We start from the raw sequence: 17,378 nt of genomic DNA, 5'->3' as shown, positions 1-17,378 counted from the left end.
ACATAATCACCTCGTATCAGCTGGCTGCTTTTTCGGCTTGCTTGGCATGTGATTTGGCTTTTTTACTCTCTTCTTGTGCTGGCCGTGTATTGGACAGATCAATAGCGAGTTTTGTTGTTTCTTGTCCAGTGCTTAGGGGTTTAACGGTGAAATCTCGATCTAAGTTAAAGAAAGAACGACAACCGTCTTCGGTGATTTCGATGGTGTCTGAAATGCCGCAGGTTTTATTGCCTTCGATGCCCCACATCCATGGAATCATATGAAAAGTCATGCCCGGTTTGAGCACCGCAGAATTACCCTGTTTTAAGCTGATGATGTAGCCTTCGTCCCAGCTGGGCGGGAAAGCGATACCAATGGAATACCCCGAGCGTGTGATCAAGCTGGCACCCACTTGATTGTCCATGATGATATTGCGCACCATGTTGTCCACGTCCGACACCGTCATACCCGGTTGCACCACTCGATGGATTTCATTGAGCGCGCGTTTCATTATTTCTTGTGATTGATACATGGCGTCCGATAATTCGCCCAAAATAACCGTACGCATCATGGCGGTGTGATAGCGACGATAACAACCACCCACTTCTAAAAAGACGTGCTCGTTGGGTTGTACCGTGCGGCCTTCAAAAGTGGCGTGACCAATCATGGTTCTTGGTCCAGAGGTCACATAGGGCATGACGGCCGGTGTTTCGCCACCAGCGCGAAACATGGCGGCCGCGATTTCAGCGCCGATTTCATTTTCGGTAATGCCGGGGCGACAAATTTCAATGCCCGCTTTCATGCCCGCTTCGGTTGCCAACGCGGCGCGACGCATAATGGCGATTTCTTCTTGCGATTTGCAGATTCGGCCTTCTTCCACAATACCGAAGCAATCCATGAGTTTGGCGTTCTTTAAGGTGGTATGAATGCAATCCTGCTGGTACGCAGGGAAAAAGTAACTGTTGCGTTCATAGCCAATGCGTTTGTCGGCCAAACCAAATTCGCGTAGGGCGTCCACCAACATTTGAATGGCATCCCCCGTATCTGGGTAAGGGCGCGTTAATTCGACCCAAGTACGAGCAAAAATATTCGATTCTTCCAACGCCCGAGTGATCATAAAAGGCTCTTTTTCGAGGGGAATCACCAGCGCCTGAAAAAAGGAATAGCCTGTGGTTTGATAGTCGGTTAAATAGGTAATATTTTCCGGATCGGTGACCACGATGGCATCCAAACGGCGCTCGGCAATGCGAGCGCGCAGTTCACCCAAGCGGCGTTGATATTCTGCAAAAGTAAAGGTCATGTCATCGCGTTCAATCATGCGGCTTCCTCCATCACAAAACGTACGGCGTCTTTCAATATATCCAACCCTTCTATTAAATCCGCGTCAGGAATCGTCAAAGGGGGAATAATCTTTAATACACGTCCACCGCTGCCGCATGCGCCCAGCATCAAGCCTTTTTGGAAGCAACGCTGCACCACCTTCGCTGCCACATCGCCGCTACCCATGTCGAGACCAAGGATCAAACCTTTGCCACGCAGTTCTTTGGCGCTGTGTTCGCTCACCAAAGGTTCTAGCGCATGACGCACTGTGTTTACTTTTTCCACGACTTCCGACATTAGCTTGTCGTCTTCAAAGTAACTTAGGGCGACTTCCCCCGCGACAAATGACAAATTTTGTCCACGGAAAGTGCCTGTGTGCTCGCCTGGTGACCAATGCTTATCCAAATCTGGATGAACCAAGTTCATTGCCATCGGTGTGCCTGCGCCACCAATGCCTTTGGCCAGGGTAATGATGTCGGGGTTGATGCCCATGTCATCAAAGCTAAAATAAGACCCCGTGCGACCGCAGCCCACTTGAATGTCGTCAACGATCAATACAGAACCGAACTCTTTGGCAAGCTTTTCTAACTTCTGCATCCATTCTTTGCTGGCGACGTTGACGCCACCTTCTGCTTGAATAGTTTCTACCATAAAAGCTGCTGGTGGTTTGATACCACTGGATGGGTCACGGTATTGATGACCTAAGGCATCTAACGCTGTGAGAGCGGCTTCATGATCATGCTCTTGGTCAAACAACTCATGGCTGACATGCAATAAAGGCACGCCAGAGGCTTGACGGAAATACTCGTTGGCCGTTGCGGCTAATGCGCCCAATGTCATGCCGTGAAACCCCTGACTAAAGGCGACAATGTTATGGCGTCCCGTGGCATTACGAGCCAGTTTCATGGCGGCTTCGACCGCATTGGTGCCGGTTGGTCCCATAAACTGCATGCGATGGGGCATGTTTCTTGGCTTTAAAATCACGTCGGTAAATTTCTGCATAAACTGCGCTTTGGCTTGAGTTTGCATGTCCAAACTGTGCAATACGCCGTCCTTTTGCAAATAATCGATCATGGCTGCTTTCATGTGAGGGTTGTTATGCCCAAAGTTAAGCACCCCAGCACCCGCGAAGAAATCAATGTATTCCTTACCGTCTTCGTCAATTTGACGGGCGTTTTTTGCCGTAACAAAAACCGTTGGGTACGTGCGAGCGTAAGCTCGAATATTGGATTCTCGTTGTTCGAAAATAGTCATAACGCCTCCTATCAACCTCTGTTTACAGCGGTTGTTGGTTCGTGTTTTTTTGGGTTGTTACTCTTCTAGTGAGTGCATAGGTAGTGATTGATCGGCGAGGCCTGCGAGTTGGCAAAACCAACGGCAGACATCGGCAATCAATCGGTCATTGAAATCGTAATGTGGGCTGTGACAAGCCACGCTGTGCGCATCGCCATCGTTACTGCCAATTAAGGCAAAGGCACCGGGAACGGCTTGTAGGTAATAGCTAAAATCTTCTGATGCCATGATTGGCAGAGCTTGCCCATGATGTAATGCGGATTGACCGTACAGCGATTGCCACTCTTTACGAGCCTCGGGTGGCTTGGTCTTTATGATTGATGGTGGCTTGATAGCGCATTTCATGATCAATCGTACACTTTACGCCATAGGCGGCCGCGGTGTAGGTGGCCACCTCGGAAATGTGTTGGTTGAGCTGCTGACGGGTATCCTCGTCAGGAACACGAATACTACCGCTTAACGTCGCCGTTTCTGGGATCACTGTTGGCGCAGTGCCGCCATGTATTTGCGTGACGCTGATCACGGCTGTGGCTTGTGGGGCTATACGACGGCTGACGATTTGCTGTAAGGCTACATTCACCGCGCTGGCTGCCAGAATAGGGTCAGCACACAGTTCTGGTTGGCTAGCGTGACCACCGCGACCTTTGAATATGATATTGAAGGTGCCATTACCGCACATGACAATGTCGTCAGGGCACGCCATGGTGCCATAAGGTAGGGCAGGCCAGTTGTGCCAGCCATAAATCGCGCCGACGTTGTCTAATGCGCCGTCTTTGATCATTTCGCGAGCACCATGCAAGCCTTCTTCGGCTGGCTGAAAAATCAGCACAACCGGTTGGGGTAGTTCTGTTTCAAAGTGTTTTAACCAACGTGCTGTTGCTAGCAAGGTGGCTGTGTGTCCATCGTGACCACAAGCGTGCATGCAGCCTTGATTGACGGATTGCCATTCTTTTCCGGTCTGCTCCTCAATGGGTAAGGCATCCATATCGCCGCGCAAAGCAATCGCTGTGCCTTGAGCGTCTTTGTTGAGCCAAGCAATGGTGCCGGTGTCGGCGCAAGCGCGCCATGGGATATCTAATGCATCAAGCTGATAGCGTATTAAGGATGCTGTATTTTTTTCCTGCCAACCGAGCCTCAGGATGAGCGTGCAACTGCTTGCGCAGTTTTTCAGCGAAGAGAATGTTTTCTTGCCATAAATTCTGCATAACGCCTCCCTGAAAAAAGATTAAATACGTAGCGAAATCTGAAAGCTTCATACAGTAGTAATTAAATAATGGTGAGGTTGCAAGTGCAAAAAATAATAATACCGTCAATAAAATGTAGAAATGAAACTAAAATAAAAGAAAAGACTGCAAAAAAAACGCTCAAAACAAACACATAGAAAAATATGTAAAAAATGAAAAAAAATTTAAAAAAATCTTCTAAATCAATAATAAAAGGCTCTTTTGTCTGCTCTAAAAATGCGCGTCAACGCCCTAAAAATAGGCATTTGTCATGATTTTTGCGTAAAAATAAATATCATGTCAAATTATTTGTTGTGTAAGTATTAATTCGTTAAGAGTTTATATGTCTAAATATAGTGGGCGTTTTATTTAAGAGAGTTAAAGATAAACAAAGTGACTATGTTGGTTTTATTGAGTAACAGAGTGGAAGGCTATTTTGGCCAAAAAAATGCCAATCTATTTAATAATAGACTGGCATTGAATCCTATCTACAGCGTCTTTTATGACTTAACTGTCATAGTTCGCTAGTTTCTGAATGTTTAGAAAGGGTAGTGTTGGTTTGGATCTTCAATGGTGATCCAGCGTAAGTCGCTAAACTCTGCGATCCCTGCTTTACCGCCAAAACGACCGTATCCAGAGTCTCCTACACCACCAAACGGCATTTGAGGTTCGTCTGCGACGGTGGGTCCATTGATATGGCAAATACCGCTTTCTATTGCATTGGCGCAGGCCAATGCTCGGTTGATGTTCTGTGAGAAAACAGCGGAAGATAAGCCGTACTCAGTGTCGTTGGCGACGCGAATAGCTTCTTCATCATCTTTCACTCGAATAATGGACTTCACTGGGCCGAAACTTTCTTCCTTGTAAATACGCATATCTGAACTGACATTATCGAGCAAGGTGGCAGAGAACATCGAGCCGTTGCTGTCCCCACCACACACTAATTTCGCCCCTTTGCTGACGGCATCGTCGATTAAGTCATGCATTTTTTTCGAGACATCTGGATTGACCAGTGAGCCAAGTACGACCTGATCGCGCGGGTTGCCCCAAGGTAATTTAGACGCACGTTCGGCCATTTTAGAGACAAATTCATCGGCAATGGCATCGGCTACGATTAATCGTTCAGTTGACATACAGATTTGCCCCTGATTCATAAACGCGCCAAACAAGGCCGCATTCACTGCGCCGTCGATATCAGCATCGTCCAATATAATTAGCGGCGCTTTACCACCTAACTCTAGCAATGCGGGTTTTAGGTTTTCCCCAGCCAGACGCCCAATAATACGACCAACGGCACTAGAACCGGTGAAGTTAACGTGGCGAACTTCTGGCGCTTCGATCAAAGCTTTCACAATATCCGCTGCATCTTCGGGTGCATTAGACACAAAGTTGATAACCCCTTTGGGTAATCCTGCTTCAATAAAACAATCGACGATCAAACGGTGAGTGAGAGGGCAAAGCTCAGAGCTTTTGAAAATCACCGAGTTACCGCAAGCGATAGGGGTTGCCACAGAGCGGGCGCCCAGAATAATCGGCGCGTTCCATGGTGAAATTGCCAAACATACGCCTTTTGGTTTTTGCACTGCCATGGCAAAGGTGCCGGGTTTATTGGCAGGTATGACTTCGCCACCCATCTGGCTGGTTAATGCGGCTGCTTCACGAATATGACCCGCTGCCAACATGACATTGAACCCTGCCCAAGGTCCTGTCGCACCCGTTTCGGCGATCATGGCTTGGATGAAAGCGTCTTGTTTGCTTTCCATAATGTCTGCGGCTTTGTTGAGGATAGCTCTGCGCTCGCTTGGTCCCGTTTTTGCCCAGCTTTTGAAGGCACTGTTTGCTGATTGCACCGCAGCTTTTACGTCATCAAGCGTGGCACGGGCAGACACTGAGGCCACTTCACCAGTAACTGGGTCTAAACGTGAGAACGTGCTTTGGTTGCTGGCTGAAAGATCTTGTCCACCGATACTAAGTAAGACTGTCATGGTATTCTCCTCTGATTAAAGTGCTAATTCTTCAATGGTAACGGAGGCTTCTAAGCCACCATCTGTTGCAATATGATTGCCGTTTATACAGCAATACCTCATAAGAACCTTCTTCTCATTTTTGTGGTTGTTGATAGCAGTGCATGCGAGCTAGGGTGGGGCGACCGTGATCCACCGCACTTCGGTAAATTCATCTACGCAAGCTTCGCTACCAAAACGTCCGTAACCACTGGACTTAAGTCCGCCAAAAGGCATTGATGGGTCGTCTTTTATGGTTGCGGAGTTGATGTGGCACATGCCGGATTCGAGTTGACTTGCCATGTTTCTTGCCAACGTCAGGTCGCGAGTGAAAATGGCGGCAGCAAGCCCATATTCACAATTATTGGCTACAGTTATCGCTTCTTCGGGGGAATCGACTCGATAAATACCAGCAATGGGCCCAAAGCATTCTTCTGAGTAGATCCGCATCATCGGCGTGATATGGTCGAGTAAGGTGGCGTCGATAAATTGGCCTCGACGAGCAGCCCCAGCGATTTGTGTTGCTCCTTTATCGAGCGCGTCTTCAATCAGTGCCGACAATCGAGCGGCGATCGATGCGCTGGCGACTGGCCCTAGTTTGACGTGTTTGTGGCGAGGATTGCCCGACACTAGATCGGTAACCATGCTTTTTAAAACCTTGATAAAGTCATCCGCAATGGCTTGTTCCACAATGATTCGATCTGTGGCCATGCAGATTTGCCCTTGGTTCAAAAAAGCCCCATAGACGGCGGCTTTTGCCGCTAACTCTAAATTGGCGTCTTTTAATACGATCAGCGGCGATTTACCACCTAACTCTAGCAGGCAGCGTTTCAGGTGTTGCGCGGAAATACTGGCGATGATTTTGCCGATACGAGTTGACCCCGTAAAGTTAATACGTCTGACTGCAGGATTGGCTATAAAACTGCTAATAACTTCTTCTGCATGCTCAGGTGCATTGGTCATCACAGAAAGAACGCCTTTTGGGACGCCTGCCTCGTCAAGCACTTCGGCAATGAGTGAGTGCGTTGCTGGAGACAATTCAGAAGCTTTAAGAATGACACTGTTCCCGAACGCTAGAGGAAAGACAATTGCACGCATAGCTAAAACAATCGGTGCATTCCAAGGAGCGATTGCAAGGCATACTCCCGCCGGTTGGCGTATGGTGTAGGAATCTGATGTTTCATCTGTGTGTAATGTCGATGGATATTTGAGCGCCAGATTCACCGCCGCCTCGATGGCATTCGCGGCCACTTGGATATTGAAATCCACCCAGTCATCAACAGCGCCGATTTCACTCAACATTAATTGAGCAAACCGATCTCGATATTTAGGAATAAGTGCTTTTGCACGGCGAAGAACGGCAGCGCGTTCGAGCACATCTGTGGCGGCCCACTTTGCAAAATTAGCCGCCGCAACAGCAACCATGTGTTCGGCATCTTCAGATCGACCACAGGCTGCACGAGAGGCCACCAAGTTTGTACTTGGGTCCAATCTTTCAAAATACCCCCAGCCATAGCTGGCGTGGGTTTACCGCCAATGAATAAGTTTACCTTAGGTGCTGTAGATACATTTGTATCGCTGTACATGATGCTCAAAATTTCACCTTATCGCTATTATATTTTTTATTTGTCGATGAGCCTGTTTTCAATATTAACAGGTATATTGCTTATAAATATGTTAATTTATGGGTTATTGTTGTTGATTTCTGGTTTATTTGGTCGATTTTTTGGGGGAAGTCTATGTTGGCAAATATCATAGGCACTATGGTGCGGTTTGAATTTATTCAACCGAGTTTACAATCTCGGGTCTTTAGCACAGGAAATGACAATTTTGCGGATTTCAATTTAATTGGGCTGGTACAACTTGGCGGTGCAATAGTGACCATGGAAGAAACGCACCATATTGCAGAGATGTCAATTTTTTGCATTCCGCATAAAAAACTGGCTAAAGTATCGGTGCCAGCAGGTACTCAAATTTGGCTATTAGGTTACCGTAATGAGCCTCAGTTCACTGGTTACTGGCTCCGATTCGGACAGTGTGAAACTAGCAACATTGATGCGGCAATTCACCATTACACCTTGTTCAAAAATAGACATCCATGAAGAAATTTTGCCGCTGTTAAAGCTGTTAAATGCAGAAATATCTTCGCTTAACAAACGCTCCCGCTCCGTCATTTGTTCTATCATGCGGATTTTACTAATCAGTATTTATCGACTGAGCAATATCGAATCCATTCGTCTTACTCATTCGCCAGATGAATTGGCGCTGCAACAGTTCCGTCAGCTGGTTGAGATTGAGTATAAAAATAGGCGCACAGTCGCCTATTATTGTGATGAACTCATCATGACGTATGACCGATTACATGCAATTTGCCAGCGCAATCTGAAAAAGTCGCCTTTGCAGCTAATTAACAATCGAGTGTTAATTGAGGCCACCACAAAGCTGAAGCGCTCAACGGAATCAATACAGGCTATCGCCAATGACCTTGGCTATGGCGATGCCAGTCAATTTAGTCATTTTTTTAAAAAAGAGATGGGGATTTCGCCAAGTCAGTTTAAGCGTCAATATAATGAAAAAAACGTTCCTGACCGCGATGAACACACACCAGACTTTTCAGATTGGCCATAGGTCGGATTGGCTGTGTTTCACCGCTTGGGTTAACTAATACGCATGATAGCAATTGTCATACGGTTTATAGCAAAGCAAACCGACTCTATTTAGACGTGGTGTGGTTGGGTAAAAATACTCCGATGAGTACGGCTGCAGCGAGAGCAATGACGAACGATACGAACATAGCTTCGCTGGTGCCACTCATGAACGCCGCACGCGCCTGCTCGGTGAACTCAGTACTTTGTGTGCCCAACTCTTGTGCGATCGACAATGCCGCGGCCAGTGACGATTCCGCAGTCGTTCGTAAGGCTTCGGGCAGTTCAGTAGGTGCTTTAGCAATATTGGTTGAGAAGCCAGAAGAAATCATTGAACCGAGTACAGCGATGCCAAGTGCACCGCCCAACTCCCTCGTGGTGTCATTGATAGCAGACCCCATGCCTGAGCGATTTTTAGGGACGGCTGCCATCATCATATTTGTTGCTGGTGTCATCACAAAAGTCATCCCAATGGTGACCGTGCCCATCCCTACCAAGAATTGCCAATACTGCACTTCAACTGGCCATTGGGACATAAATAGGAAGCCCGCAGCAATAAGAACGAGTCCTGGCGCGACTGTCCATTTTGTGCCAATATGATCAACTATCTTGGGGATTATTGGGCTGAGAATCATCATTGGCAGCATAACGGGGAAAAAGGCAATGGAGGACATGAAAGTGCCGTACCCCATGATTAATTGGAAAATCTGACTCATCCCATAGAATGCACCCATCATTGCGAAGAACGTTAGCGTCACAGCAAGTGCTGATAGTCCAAATTCAGGGTGTAAGAATAGGCGGACATCGAGCAATGGACTGGATGCGCGTAATTGTTGCCAGACAAACCCAATTAAAGACAGAGAGCCTAGTACTAACCCAGTTGCGACCCAAATGTTGCTAATACCCATTGATGGTGCCTCAATGATTGCGTAGACAATGCCGCTAAGAGCCACAGTGATCAATGCACCGCCAACCCAATCCACAGGGCTTTTGAACTCATCTTGAGTTTCAGGGACAAGTACATGGTTGAACATAAGAGCAAAGGCTGCGAGGATCGCGCCAAAGATAAAAGTCGAGTGCCAGCTGAAGAATTCAAGAAGCATCCCCGTAATTATTGATCCGAACATCATGCCGACCCCCGAAACAGCCGACCATATAGCAATTGCTCGTGCGCGCTCCACGGACGGAAAGACAAGGTTGACGATGGATAGTGTCGTTGGCATAACAAAGGCGCCACCAACCCCCATGACTAATCGGGCAGCAATAAGCTCAGTCCCACTGCGGGCTATAAAAGCGGCGTAAAGTGAAGCAAGAGCGAAGACAAATAAGCCAATTTGCATCGCTAATTTGCGACCATAGCGATCTGCAATGGCGCTTGTAATGAACAATAGAGTTGCAAAAATTAAGGTGTACGCTTCGATTGACCAAGTCATTTGCAACTGTGTCATATTAAGTGCGAGAGCAAGTTCGGGTAATGCAAGGTTGAGACTCATGTTGGCAATCATTACCGTCAACAGAGACAAGCACAACACAGCAAGAATGCGCCAACGTCTGTTGAAAGTGTGTTCAGAAATGCCTTCTGTGAGTGCATCTGCTAACGTTGCTTGTACAGTTGTCCTTTTGGTCACAGTAATCCTTATTTTGATCTTTGATGGGCAAAATTCAAATTACTACATGAAGCCTAAACTAACAATAGGATTCCTTAGAGGACTATTCTTAGAGGAAATCTGTGTTTCTGAGTAATATTGAAGAACGTAATTATATTTTTACTATTCGATCACAGAAGATACTACCTCCGAAGGCTAATAGGCATTCATAGCCTTGATTGTCGAGTTGGCGAATCGCGACAGCTGTTGCTTTCGCTGGCGTCATAATAAATGCAATTTGTACAGAAGCGTGACGGGATGGTTTGTGGCTTAAAATTTCTTAAACCACTATCTTTTCACTAAAGCTCTACGCCATCGCCATTCTAAAATAGGGTGATGACTCCAGCACAAGATGCCGCTATACCATCAAGGAATAGAATATTACGACGACAGTCCATATCTTTGAAGGCTCCGATTTTAGTCACTCAAATGGTTGTTAATTCACTATGATTCTAGGGTTAGCTTAGGCCATTGCTTCAGCCACTTTTTTGATGAAAGACGATGTTCAAATATGGCTTTCGTGCGTTTTGGGTTGTGACTTAGCTTTAAGTCAAATAGTGAATCAAAGCCGAAGGCTGATACGCATTCATAGTCTTTATTTTCGAGTTGGCGAATCGCGAAAGCTGTTTCTTTTTCAGGCCAATAGCTCATTGCATCGATCAAGTTTAGATAGGGTTTATCGCCATTTCTTAAATGCATTTTGGCTTGGTTACGAACTTGCCAATTTAGCCCTGGCATCAAGGCTGACAAGCGAGATTCATATTCTAGATGCGCGGTCTCGTTGCTTTCGTTGGTGTCATAATAAATAACGTCAACATCATTTAACGACGTTGGTATTTGTTTGTTATGTAACGAATCCCAGACTAAATTTCTTACGAATCCCGCAGCAATATAGCACTGAGGTAAATCCAGAGAAGCGACACACTCAAGCGCTCTTATTCGAACCTGGTCTTTTTCAATTAACTGAATGATTTTATTTATCATGTAGTATTTTATCGAACGGTTGACTTATTGATATACCAAGTATCCTACTGTTGTCGGGTCTATTTACGAAACTTGGCCATATGACTGCTTGGCAAACGGATGTTGAACCGTTGCTCACTGTGATTGATGGCGAACCATGCAGTGCGTAACCTCAGACACTCTTGCGCAGAATTCCGAGTTATTTAAGCCATTTAACAGTCTATAGACGGGTAATCCATTAGATGGGGCTTTGCTGTCCATTTGCATACTTGCCTCCGTGTAAACTGATTTATTGTGTTTTAGTTAGTAATTTACTTTATACCGGAAAAATGTCGAGTCAAAACATAGAAGTCACTTTCTACATTGGTAATGTCATAGCCCAATTTCTTATAAAACTTTACGGCTTTTTCATTGCGAATGAAACTAGACAGTGTGATTGATTTTCGTTGCTCAGATTGGGCTAATTGATGTACATAATCCATAGTCATATAACCTAATCCCTGATTTTGAAAATCTGGAAACACAATTAATAGATGCACATGATAGGAATTTTCATATGGTTTATAGCAAAGCATACCGATTCTATGATCGTTGTTGTAAATCCAGTAAAACCAAGTCGGGTCATATTCATCAATCAGTCTTTTACGTTGAAAGTCATCGTCCCAGCCGAAAACGGCATCGACATGCTCATAGATGGCTTCCTTAACGATAGAAAACCTTAGCTCATACTCTTGCTGCAAAATTGGTTTTAACGTGATTTCCATTGGCTTTATTTACCACACTAGACGGTCTATTTTTCTCTAGTTGCTCATTGTGTGAACGCGAGCTAACGCGTTCCGAACAATTAAAACATGAAAGGGAAGAATGGTTTTAAGGTAGATTTTTCCACCGATGTTATGGGGATGAACCCATGTTGATAAAAATACTCGTCCATCTTGAGAGATGACAGACACCCTAAAGTCCAAGTGTTTATCGTCAAATCCCGCAATCAATTCATGATCATTTTTTGATTCAACAGGGAAAAAGCCAACCTTATCTGAGGCTTCTGGCCCATCGCTTGATAAGCCAAATTTAGAAACCACAGAATTGCGTATTTTAACCAATAGACGCGCCCAATCAGGGAAATCGGTAACAATGTCGGTTGCTTGGAGAGGTGATAGATTGGACGGAACTGAGTAGCAATCGACAAAATCGGATGGTTGAATACGATGGCGAAGCAGACTGTCTTGAGGCAACTCCGTTTTTATTACCTTGTTCATAGCAAATCATCCTGTTGATTGTCGGTGTCTTCTAATAGTCTAGCTGTTTTTTTGGCTGAATCTAAAGCGCTATTTGCGTACAACTCCCAATTCCAAACATTCTCCTTCCATGGCTTTGGCATCCTCAGTATCGTGGGTGACGAGCAGTGCGGGTATGTTCGCTTGGCGTATTTCGTTGAGAACAAAAGCTCGAACGTCGCGTCTGAGGGCTGGGTCGAGTTTGCTGAAGGGTTCGTCGAGCAGTAGGTAGTCAGGTTTGGAAAGCAAGGTGCGGAGCAGGGCGACGCGGGCTTGTTGGCCACCGGAGAGTTCTTTCGGCAGAGCGTTGGCTTTGTCGGGAATACCGAGTTTTGCCAAGGCGTGTTGTGCCATGTCGATGCGTTCGATTTTATTGATGTTGGCAGGGATGGCAAAGAGCAGATTTTCAATGATGCTCATGTGTGGGAAGAGCAAGGGCATTTGTTGCAACAGGCCGACCTTTCTATCTTGAATGGATTTAGTGTGCAATGCCTCGTCGTTTAAAAAGGCTTCGCCTGTGGTCGTTAAGTTAGGCGATAAAGAGCCACTGAGAAAATGCAGTAGGCTGGATTTACCAATGCCGCTTGGCCCCATGATAGACAAGATTTGCCCAGCGGCAATCTCAAAGTTCAAGTCTTGAATGAGTGTCTTGCCGTCCAATGACAATGAAAACGCTTTTACACTGAGCACTTTTGATTCCTTTTACTGTTTTTGTTAAAGAGCGTTTTGAGCGCCAAGCGCCATTTTGTCCAACGGGGTGGAATGACTAACGCCAGCCAAAATACCAAAATAGGAAAAACGGCTTGCAAGAGCGCCATGCTGCCTACTTGTTTCCTGTCCCCCGATGCCGCTTGCGCTACGGCTTCGGTGGTTAAGGTGCTATAACGGCCTTCGCCTGCAATAAGCGTTGGTAAATATTGGGCAATGCTGACGGAAAAACCAATGGCGAAAGCCGTAAATATGGCGGGTTTTAGCATGGCGATTTTCACTAAGACATAATTGCGCCAAGGACGGTGGTTGAGTCGATTGGCTTGCAGCAAGTAATCTTCTTCATACGCCAAATACGGGCCTTTTAGGGTCAGATACACATAAGGCAATACATACATCAGATGCAGGGCAATAATGGCGCACAGATCGCCATTGAGGTTCAGATAAATCAGCAATACATGCAAACCAAATAAGAAGCCAATTTGGGGCAATAAAATTGGCACATAAATCAGCCAATCAAACACATGAGGCTTGCTGAGTGCGGTGGCTGTTGTGGTGGCGTGGCGTTTGGTTTCCAGCATCACTAAGCTAATCCCGCAGGCAATCAATGTTGCAATGAATGCAATGATCAAGGTATTGCGGCTAAGTTCTATCAGCAGCGGCATGGCGCGGTCAATGTTGTCCCACGTCCATTGGCTTGGTAAGGCATCGGGAAAGCGCCAGCGCCTAGCAAGGGACCAAATTGGCAACAAAGCCAGAGCCACAAAGGCATTCAATAAGGCGAGTAAACCTAAAACAACCCCCAATCTGAGCACGCTGTCGGTTAATCCAAAACGCTTACCATTACTGCGTTCAGCTCGGGTTAGCTTGCTAAACAACAAGTGCGCCATTTCCCAGCCCGCGAAGACGAAAATAATGATCAACATAAGAGACATCGCGCCGGCACTGGCCATTAATCGCATGGATAAATCCGGATCGTTAAACCAGCGCAATAGCGTAACCGCTAGCGTAGACGGAGTATTGGGGCCAATCACTAAAGCCAAATCCACTACGGTAAGACTAAAAGCGATGACAATAAAAATGGGCAAACGAATGATTGGATACAACTGAGGGATTAACACTTTACGCCATAAGGTAAAACGACTGTAACCAAGGGCTTGGGCGACTTGCAGGCTTTCTCGTGCCTTGATGCTTTTCATGGTAGCAAGCATGACATACAAGAGGTAAGGCATTTCTTTTATCACTAGGGCAAGAATTAGTGAAATGCCATAGGGATCTTGTACTGTGATCCAATTGGGTGGGCGATCAAATCCCGTTAGCCAAGGGCTAAACAAACGCATTAACCAACCAGACGGGGCTCAACAGAAACAACAAGCCAATAGCAATGGCCGCGTGAGGAATCGCCAAAACCGGTGAGAGCAAGGCCTCTATTTTACGAAAAAACGGCCGTTGATAACCCCACGCCAAGAGGGACAATGCCAACCAAAGAGATAGTAAGGGGGCACCAATGCCCGTGATCAGCGTGAGCTTTAAACTGGCGTAGAATTCCCCTTGAGCAAATAAATGACGCCAAGGCGCTAAGGAAATCCTATATTCGCCAAGGGGCGGGAAATACGCAAATGCAGGGAGCAATATGCCGACCAAGCCAATGACAAAGGGAAATATCAACAATAGGGTGATGATTCCTGTGATCCATTTCGCGTGTTTTAACGGCATCTTGCTTCTTATTTCGCTAATTATTGGGCGTAACGCTTACGCCATTCCGTTTCTAACGCACCCATCCAGCTACTGTGTGGCTCTGGCAAGGTTTGCCCCAATTCTTCAATGCTGAGTGTGGCGATACCACGAGGTATCTCATCAAACTGAGCTTGCTCGGCGGGGGACAATTTGGCATAGGATAAAACACTTAAATCGCCCCAAATGGTTGGCGTTTGCTTTTTGATTTGTGCTTCTGGCGACAACAAAAAGTTGGCAACCACTTGTGCGCCCGCTGTTGCGCTGCTGTTATAGGGAATGGCTAAAAAGTGTGTATTACCAATGGTACCGTTAGTAAAGACATAAGAACGTACCGTATCTGGCAAGTTTCCTTGGTCGATTTGAACGGAAGCCGCGGAAATGTCAAAGCTCAAGGCCACGTCGATTTCTTGGTCATCAAGCAAACGCATCATTTCTTCCGAGCTGGATGGAAACGTCTGACCATTACGCCATGCGACTTTATGTAGCTGATCTAAGTAAGCCCACAAAGGCGCCGTAACCGTATCGAAATTCACACTGTCTGCCGGTTGTGAAAGCGCTTGGCGATACGCGGTTAATTCGTACAAGGCTTGTTTCAAAAAAGTCGAACCAAGGAATTGCGGCGGCTCAGGGTAGGTGATGCGTCCTGGGTGCGCTTTAGCAAAATTGAGCAGTTCGGCCATGGATTTAGGAGGGCTGCTTAACGTTGCGGTGTCATACATAAAGATGACCTGCGCCATTCCCCATGGGGATTCCATGCCATCCACTGGTGTGCCGAAATCTTGAGTTAGGCTTTGACGGGCATTTTCATCTACGTAAGTGATGTAGTTTGGTAGAGATTGGCTGAATGGGCCAAATAGAAGGTTATTGTCTTTCATGGTGCGGAAGTTTTCGCCATTGAGCCAGATCAGATCGATTGAACCATTGCTGTCCTTGCTTGCGGCTTTTTCGGCCAATACTCGGTTTACGGCGTCGGAAGTGTCAGTCAACTTCACTTGTTTTAGCGTGACGTCGTATTCTTCTTTAATACGGTCTGCCGCCCATTGAATGTAATCGTTAATGTTATCGGCACCGCCCCACGCATTAAAATACACGGTTTGGCCTTTGGCTTGATCCAAGGTGTCTTGCCATAGATAACTGGTTTCGGCTTGCGCGGTTAGACTGGTCAGCGCGAGCGAGGCCATAATGGAGGCCGCGATTAACGATTTTTTCATTCCTTTCTCCTTAGGTTCTTTCGTTGTTGTCATCTTTACGAGTTGTTAGACGTAAATAGAGTGTTGTTTCTTACAGCCTTTATTTAAGGAATTGGTTTTTATTAAAAATGGGTTTTAGCGTACCATGTTGCAGGCTCAATTTGGGCGAATGTTTCACGGCTTTTTTGCGAGGTGTTATGTCTTATCAAATTTACTCTCATATATTACCGAGCGCGACACCGGGTACCCAGCGAATTTTAAAGGCCCATCATTTTGGTGAAACCGGCGCGCGCCCTAAAGTCTATTTTCAGGCGGGTTTGCATGCCGATGAATGGCCCGGTTTTTTGGTGCTGAATACCTTGTTAAGAAAGCTGAAAGCAGCCGACGATAAGGGCTTGATTCAAGGGGAAATTGTCATTGTCCCCGTGGCGAACCCGATTGGCTTGGCGCAAAATTTTCATGGTTATATCCCAGGACGCTTTGCGTTCTCTGATGGTGGCGGCAATTTTAATCGTAACTGGCCGCAGTTGGGGGCAAAAGTCGAAAAGCGCATCAAAGGCGACGTGACTGGTGATATTGAACGTAACATTGATCTGGTTCGCCAAGCGATTCATGAGGAATTGGCCTTGTTGCCAGAAACTACCGAGTTGCAAGGCATGAAGAAAAATTTGCTGGCCTTGTCGATGGGAGCGGATGAAATTATTGATTTGCACTGCTCCGGTGAAGCCAGCATGCACGCCTACGTTGCGCAAGAATTTGAAGGTCACTTTAAACCGTTATTGGCGCTATTGGGTGCAAAAGTGGGCTTGTCTGAGTTGGAAACGGGCGCCGCTTCGTTTGATGAAACCAATGTCAGCGTATGGCGTGATTTAAAGGCCCACTATGCGCATTTGATTCCTTGGGGAAGTCGTTCTTTAACGGTAGAATTGCGTGGTGAAAATGATATATCCAACGAGTTTGCCGAACAAGATGCGCAAGCTTTATTTGATTATCTTGTGTTGCGAGACGTAATCGCTGGCAAAACGCCATCGATTGATGACAGCGAAGTCGAATATTACCCACTGGATGCCATGGACTTAGTCAAAGCGCCCTGTGCAGGTATTGTGTGTTACCACAAGGCGATTGGCGAAGAAGTGGAAGCGGGCGAGGTGATTGGTGAAGTGGTCAATCTAATGGACGATGACGTGGAAACGTCGAGCTATCCTTTAATAGCGCGTACAAATGGCGTATTTTTCGCTCGCGTGCAGCGTCGCTTAGTGGTGTGTGGCGAATCGATTGCAAAAATCGCTGGCAAAGAACACCTCGCCTTTCGTGAAATTGGTAAACTCTTTGAAGATTAAAATAGGTTCGATGTTCGTCATCCATTTCCCCATTGTACAAGACTAGGCAAGATT

General features: G+C 46.3%; 18 protein-coding genes. 3 read left to right on the top strand and 15 right to left on the bottom strand.

Annotated elements, in window-relative coordinates; translation table 11 throughout:
* Nucleotides 1-16: 16 nt before the first annotated feature.
* From doeA to AC0L6V_RS06455, 7 genes are all read right to left on the bottom strand, one after another.
* Entirely contained in the window at nucleotides 17-1,297 is a 1,281-nt protein-coding gene (doeA, locus tag AC0L6V_RS06485; protein ID WP_265220956.1) for an ectoine hydrolase, read from the bottom strand.
* Entirely contained in the window at nucleotides 1,294-2,553 is a 1,260-nt protein-coding gene (locus tag AC0L6V_RS06480; RefSeq protein WP_265220957.1) for an aspartate aminotransferase family protein, read from the bottom strand. Before AC0L6V_RS06480 ends, doeA begins: the two co-directional genes overlap by 4 nt.
* Nucleotides 2,554-2,610: 57 nt before the next feature.
* Nucleotides 2,611-2,820, bottom strand: a complete 210-nt coding sequence (locus AC0L6V_RS06475) for a hypothetical protein (protein WP_418138861.1) — start codon at nucleotides 2,818-2,820, stop codon at nucleotides 2,611-2,613.
* Between the two features lie 58 nt (nucleotides 2,821-2,878).
* Nucleotides 2,879-3,664, bottom strand: a complete 786-nt coding sequence (locus tag AC0L6V_RS06470; RefSeq protein WP_418139074.1) for an amidohydrolase — start codon at nucleotides 3,662-3,664, stop codon at nucleotides 2,879-2,881.
* Between the two features lie 10 nt (nucleotides 3,665-3,674).
* Nucleotides 3,675-3,797: a hypothetical protein gene (locus AC0L6V_RS06465; RefSeq protein ID WP_265220960.1), complete on the bottom strand. Its 123-nt coding sequence runs from the start codon at nucleotides 3,795-3,797 to the stop codon at nucleotides 3,675-3,677.
* Between the two features lie 557 nt (nucleotides 3,798-4,354).
* On the bottom strand, nucleotides 4,355-5,800 hold the full coding sequence (locus AC0L6V_RS06460; RefSeq protein ID WP_409419560.1) for an aldehyde dehydrogenase: 1,446 nt from the start codon (nucleotides 5,798-5,800) through the stop codon (nucleotides 4,355-4,357).
* Between the two features lie 150 nt (nucleotides 5,801-5,950).
* Complete coding sequence (locus AC0L6V_RS06455) at nucleotides 5,951-7,309, bottom strand: aldehyde dehydrogenase family protein (protein ID WP_418138860.1); 1,359 nt, start codon at nucleotides 7,307-7,309, stop codon at nucleotides 5,951-5,953.
* 248 nt (nucleotides 7,310-7,557) lie between these two features.
* On the opposite strand from AC0L6V_RS06455, the gene AC0L6V_RS06450 reads away from it, so the two are divergent.
* Together AC0L6V_RS06450 and AC0L6V_RS06445 are read left to right on the top strand one after the other, a co-directional pair.
* On the top strand, nucleotides 7,558-7,920 hold the full coding sequence (locus AC0L6V_RS06450) for a hypothetical protein (RefSeq protein WP_418138859.1): 363 nt from the start codon (nucleotides 7,558-7,560) through the stop codon (nucleotides 7,918-7,920).
* The gene (locus AC0L6V_RS06445) at nucleotides 7,874-8,446 is read left to right on the top strand and encodes an AraC family transcriptional regulator (protein ID WP_418138858.1); all 573 of its coding nucleotides are present in this window, start codon (nucleotides 7,874-7,876) and stop codon (nucleotides 8,444-8,446) included. Before AC0L6V_RS06450 ends, AC0L6V_RS06445 begins: the two co-directional genes overlap by 47 nt.
* Before the next feature lie 85 nt (nucleotides 8,447-8,531).
* Here AC0L6V_RS06445 and AC0L6V_RS06440 read toward each other — a convergent pair whose 3' ends face one another.
* The 8 genes from AC0L6V_RS06440 to AC0L6V_RS06405 form a co-directional block, all read right to left on the bottom strand.
* The gene (locus tag AC0L6V_RS06440; protein ID WP_409419558.1) at nucleotides 8,532-10,091 is read right to left on the bottom strand and encodes an MFS transporter; all 1,560 of its coding nucleotides are present in this window, start codon (nucleotides 10,089-10,091) and stop codon (nucleotides 8,532-8,534) included.
* Between the two features lie 462 nt (nucleotides 10,092-10,553).
* On the bottom strand, nucleotides 10,554-11,093 hold the full coding sequence (locus AC0L6V_RS06435; RefSeq protein ID WP_265220966.1) for a nucleotidyltransferase family protein: 540 nt from the start codon (nucleotides 11,091-11,093) through the stop codon (nucleotides 10,554-10,556).
* Between the two features lie 290 nt (nucleotides 11,094-11,383).
* On the bottom strand, nucleotides 11,384-11,836 hold the full coding sequence (locus tag AC0L6V_RS06430) for a GNAT family N-acetyltransferase (RefSeq protein WP_265220967.1): 453 nt from the start codon (nucleotides 11,834-11,836) through the stop codon (nucleotides 11,384-11,386).
* Between the two features lie 36 nt (nucleotides 11,837-11,872).
* The gene (locus AC0L6V_RS06425) at nucleotides 11,873-12,331 is read right to left on the bottom strand and encodes a DUF2867 domain-containing protein (RefSeq protein ID WP_265220968.1); all 459 of its coding nucleotides are present in this window, start codon (nucleotides 12,329-12,331) and stop codon (nucleotides 11,873-11,875) included.
* Nucleotides 12,332-12,400: 69 nt separating this feature from the next.
* On the bottom strand, nucleotides 12,401-13,039 hold the full coding sequence (locus AC0L6V_RS06420) for an ATP-binding cassette domain-containing protein (protein ID WP_265220969.1): 639 nt from the start codon (nucleotides 13,037-13,039) through the stop codon (nucleotides 12,401-12,403).
* Nucleotides 13,027-14,397, bottom strand: a complete 1,371-nt coding sequence (locus AC0L6V_RS06415; RefSeq protein ID WP_418138857.1) for an ABC transporter permease — start codon at nucleotides 14,395-14,397, stop codon at nucleotides 13,027-13,029. Before AC0L6V_RS06415 ends, AC0L6V_RS06420 begins: the two co-directional genes overlap by 13 nt.
* Nucleotides 14,384-14,773 carry an ABC transporter permease family protein gene (locus AC0L6V_RS06410; protein WP_418138856.1) on the bottom strand — a complete coding sequence of 130 codons (390 nt, stop codon included), beginning with the start codon at nucleotides 14,771-14,773 and terminating at the stop codon, nucleotides 14,384-14,386. The genes AC0L6V_RS06415 and AC0L6V_RS06410 overlap by 14 nt, the downstream gene beginning before the upstream one ends.
* Nucleotides 14,774-14,793: 20 nt before the next feature.
* Nucleotides 14,794-16,005 (bottom strand): ABC transporter substrate-binding protein, encoded by a 1,212-nt coding sequence (locus AC0L6V_RS06405; protein WP_265220972.1) that lies wholly within the window; start codon nucleotides 16,003-16,005, stop codon nucleotides 14,794-14,796.
* Between the two features lie 176 nt (nucleotides 16,006-16,181).
* Between AC0L6V_RS06405 and AC0L6V_RS06400 the strand changes: the two genes are divergently transcribed.
* Complete coding sequence (locus AC0L6V_RS06400) at nucleotides 16,182-17,324, top strand: succinylglutamate desuccinylase/aspartoacylase family protein (RefSeq protein WP_409419556.1); 1,143 nt, start codon at nucleotides 16,182-16,184, stop codon at nucleotides 17,322-17,324.
* The last annotated feature ends 54 nt before the right edge of the window (nucleotides 17,325-17,378 follow it).

The organism is Marinomonas sp. G8-14 (genome assembly GCF_055808935.1).
Note: the sequence above shows the minus strand (reverse complement) of the source record. Positions and strands in the feature narration are given on the sequence as shown.

Bases quoted from the DNA above. Each gene is read 5' to 3' on its own strand.
- doeA (WP_265220956.1), bottom strand. From the start codon at position 1,297: ATGATTGAACGCGATGACATGACCTTTACTTTTGCAGAATATCAACGC.
- AC0L6V_RS06480 (WP_265220957.1), bottom strand. From the start codon at position 2,553: ATGACTATTTTCGAACAACGAGAATCCAATATTCGAGCTTACGCTCGC.
- AC0L6V_RS06475 (WP_418138861.1), bottom strand. From the start codon at position 2,820: ATGGCATCAGAAGATTTTAGCTATTACCTACAAGCCGTTCCCGGTGCC.
- AC0L6V_RS06465 (WP_265220960.1), bottom strand. From the start codon at position 3,797: ATGCAGAATTTATGGCAAGAAAACATTCTCTTCGCTGAAAAACTGCGC.
- AC0L6V_RS06460 (WP_409419560.1), bottom strand. From the start codon at position 5,800: ATGACAGTCTTACTTAGTATCGGTGGACAAGATCTTTCAGCCAGCAAC.
- AC0L6V_RS06450 (WP_418138859.1), top strand. From the start codon at position 7,558: ATGTTGGCAAATATCATAGGCACTATGGTGCGGTTTGAATTTATTCAA.
- AC0L6V_RS06445 (WP_418138858.1), top strand. From the start codon at position 7,874: ATGCGGCAATTCACCATTACACCTTGTTCAAAAATAGACATCCATGAA.
- AC0L6V_RS06435 (WP_265220966.1), bottom strand. From the start codon at position 11,093: ATGATAAATAAAATCATTCAGTTAATTGAAAAAGACCAGGTTCGAATA.
- AC0L6V_RS06430 (WP_265220967.1), bottom strand. From the start codon at position 11,836: ATGGAAATCACGTTAAAACCAATTTTGCAGCAAGAGTATGAGCTAAGG.
- AC0L6V_RS06425 (WP_265220968.1), bottom strand. From the start codon at position 12,331: ATGAACAAGGTAATAAAAACGGAGTTGCCTCAAGACAGTCTGCTTCGC.
- AC0L6V_RS06415 (WP_418138857.1), bottom strand. From the start codon at position 14,397: ATGCGTTTGTTTAGCCCTTGGCTAACGGGATTTGATCGCCCACCCAAT.
- AC0L6V_RS06410 (WP_418138856.1), bottom strand. From the start codon at position 14,773: ATGCCGTTAAAACACGCGAAATGGATCACAGGAATCATCACCCTATTG.
- AC0L6V_RS06405 (WP_265220972.1), bottom strand. From the start codon at position 16,005: ATGAAAAAATCGTTAATCGCGGCCTCCATTATGGCCTCGCTCGCGCTG.
- AC0L6V_RS06400 (WP_409419556.1), top strand. From the start codon at position 16,182: ATGTCTTATCAAATTTACTCTCATATATTACCGAGCGCGACACCGGGT.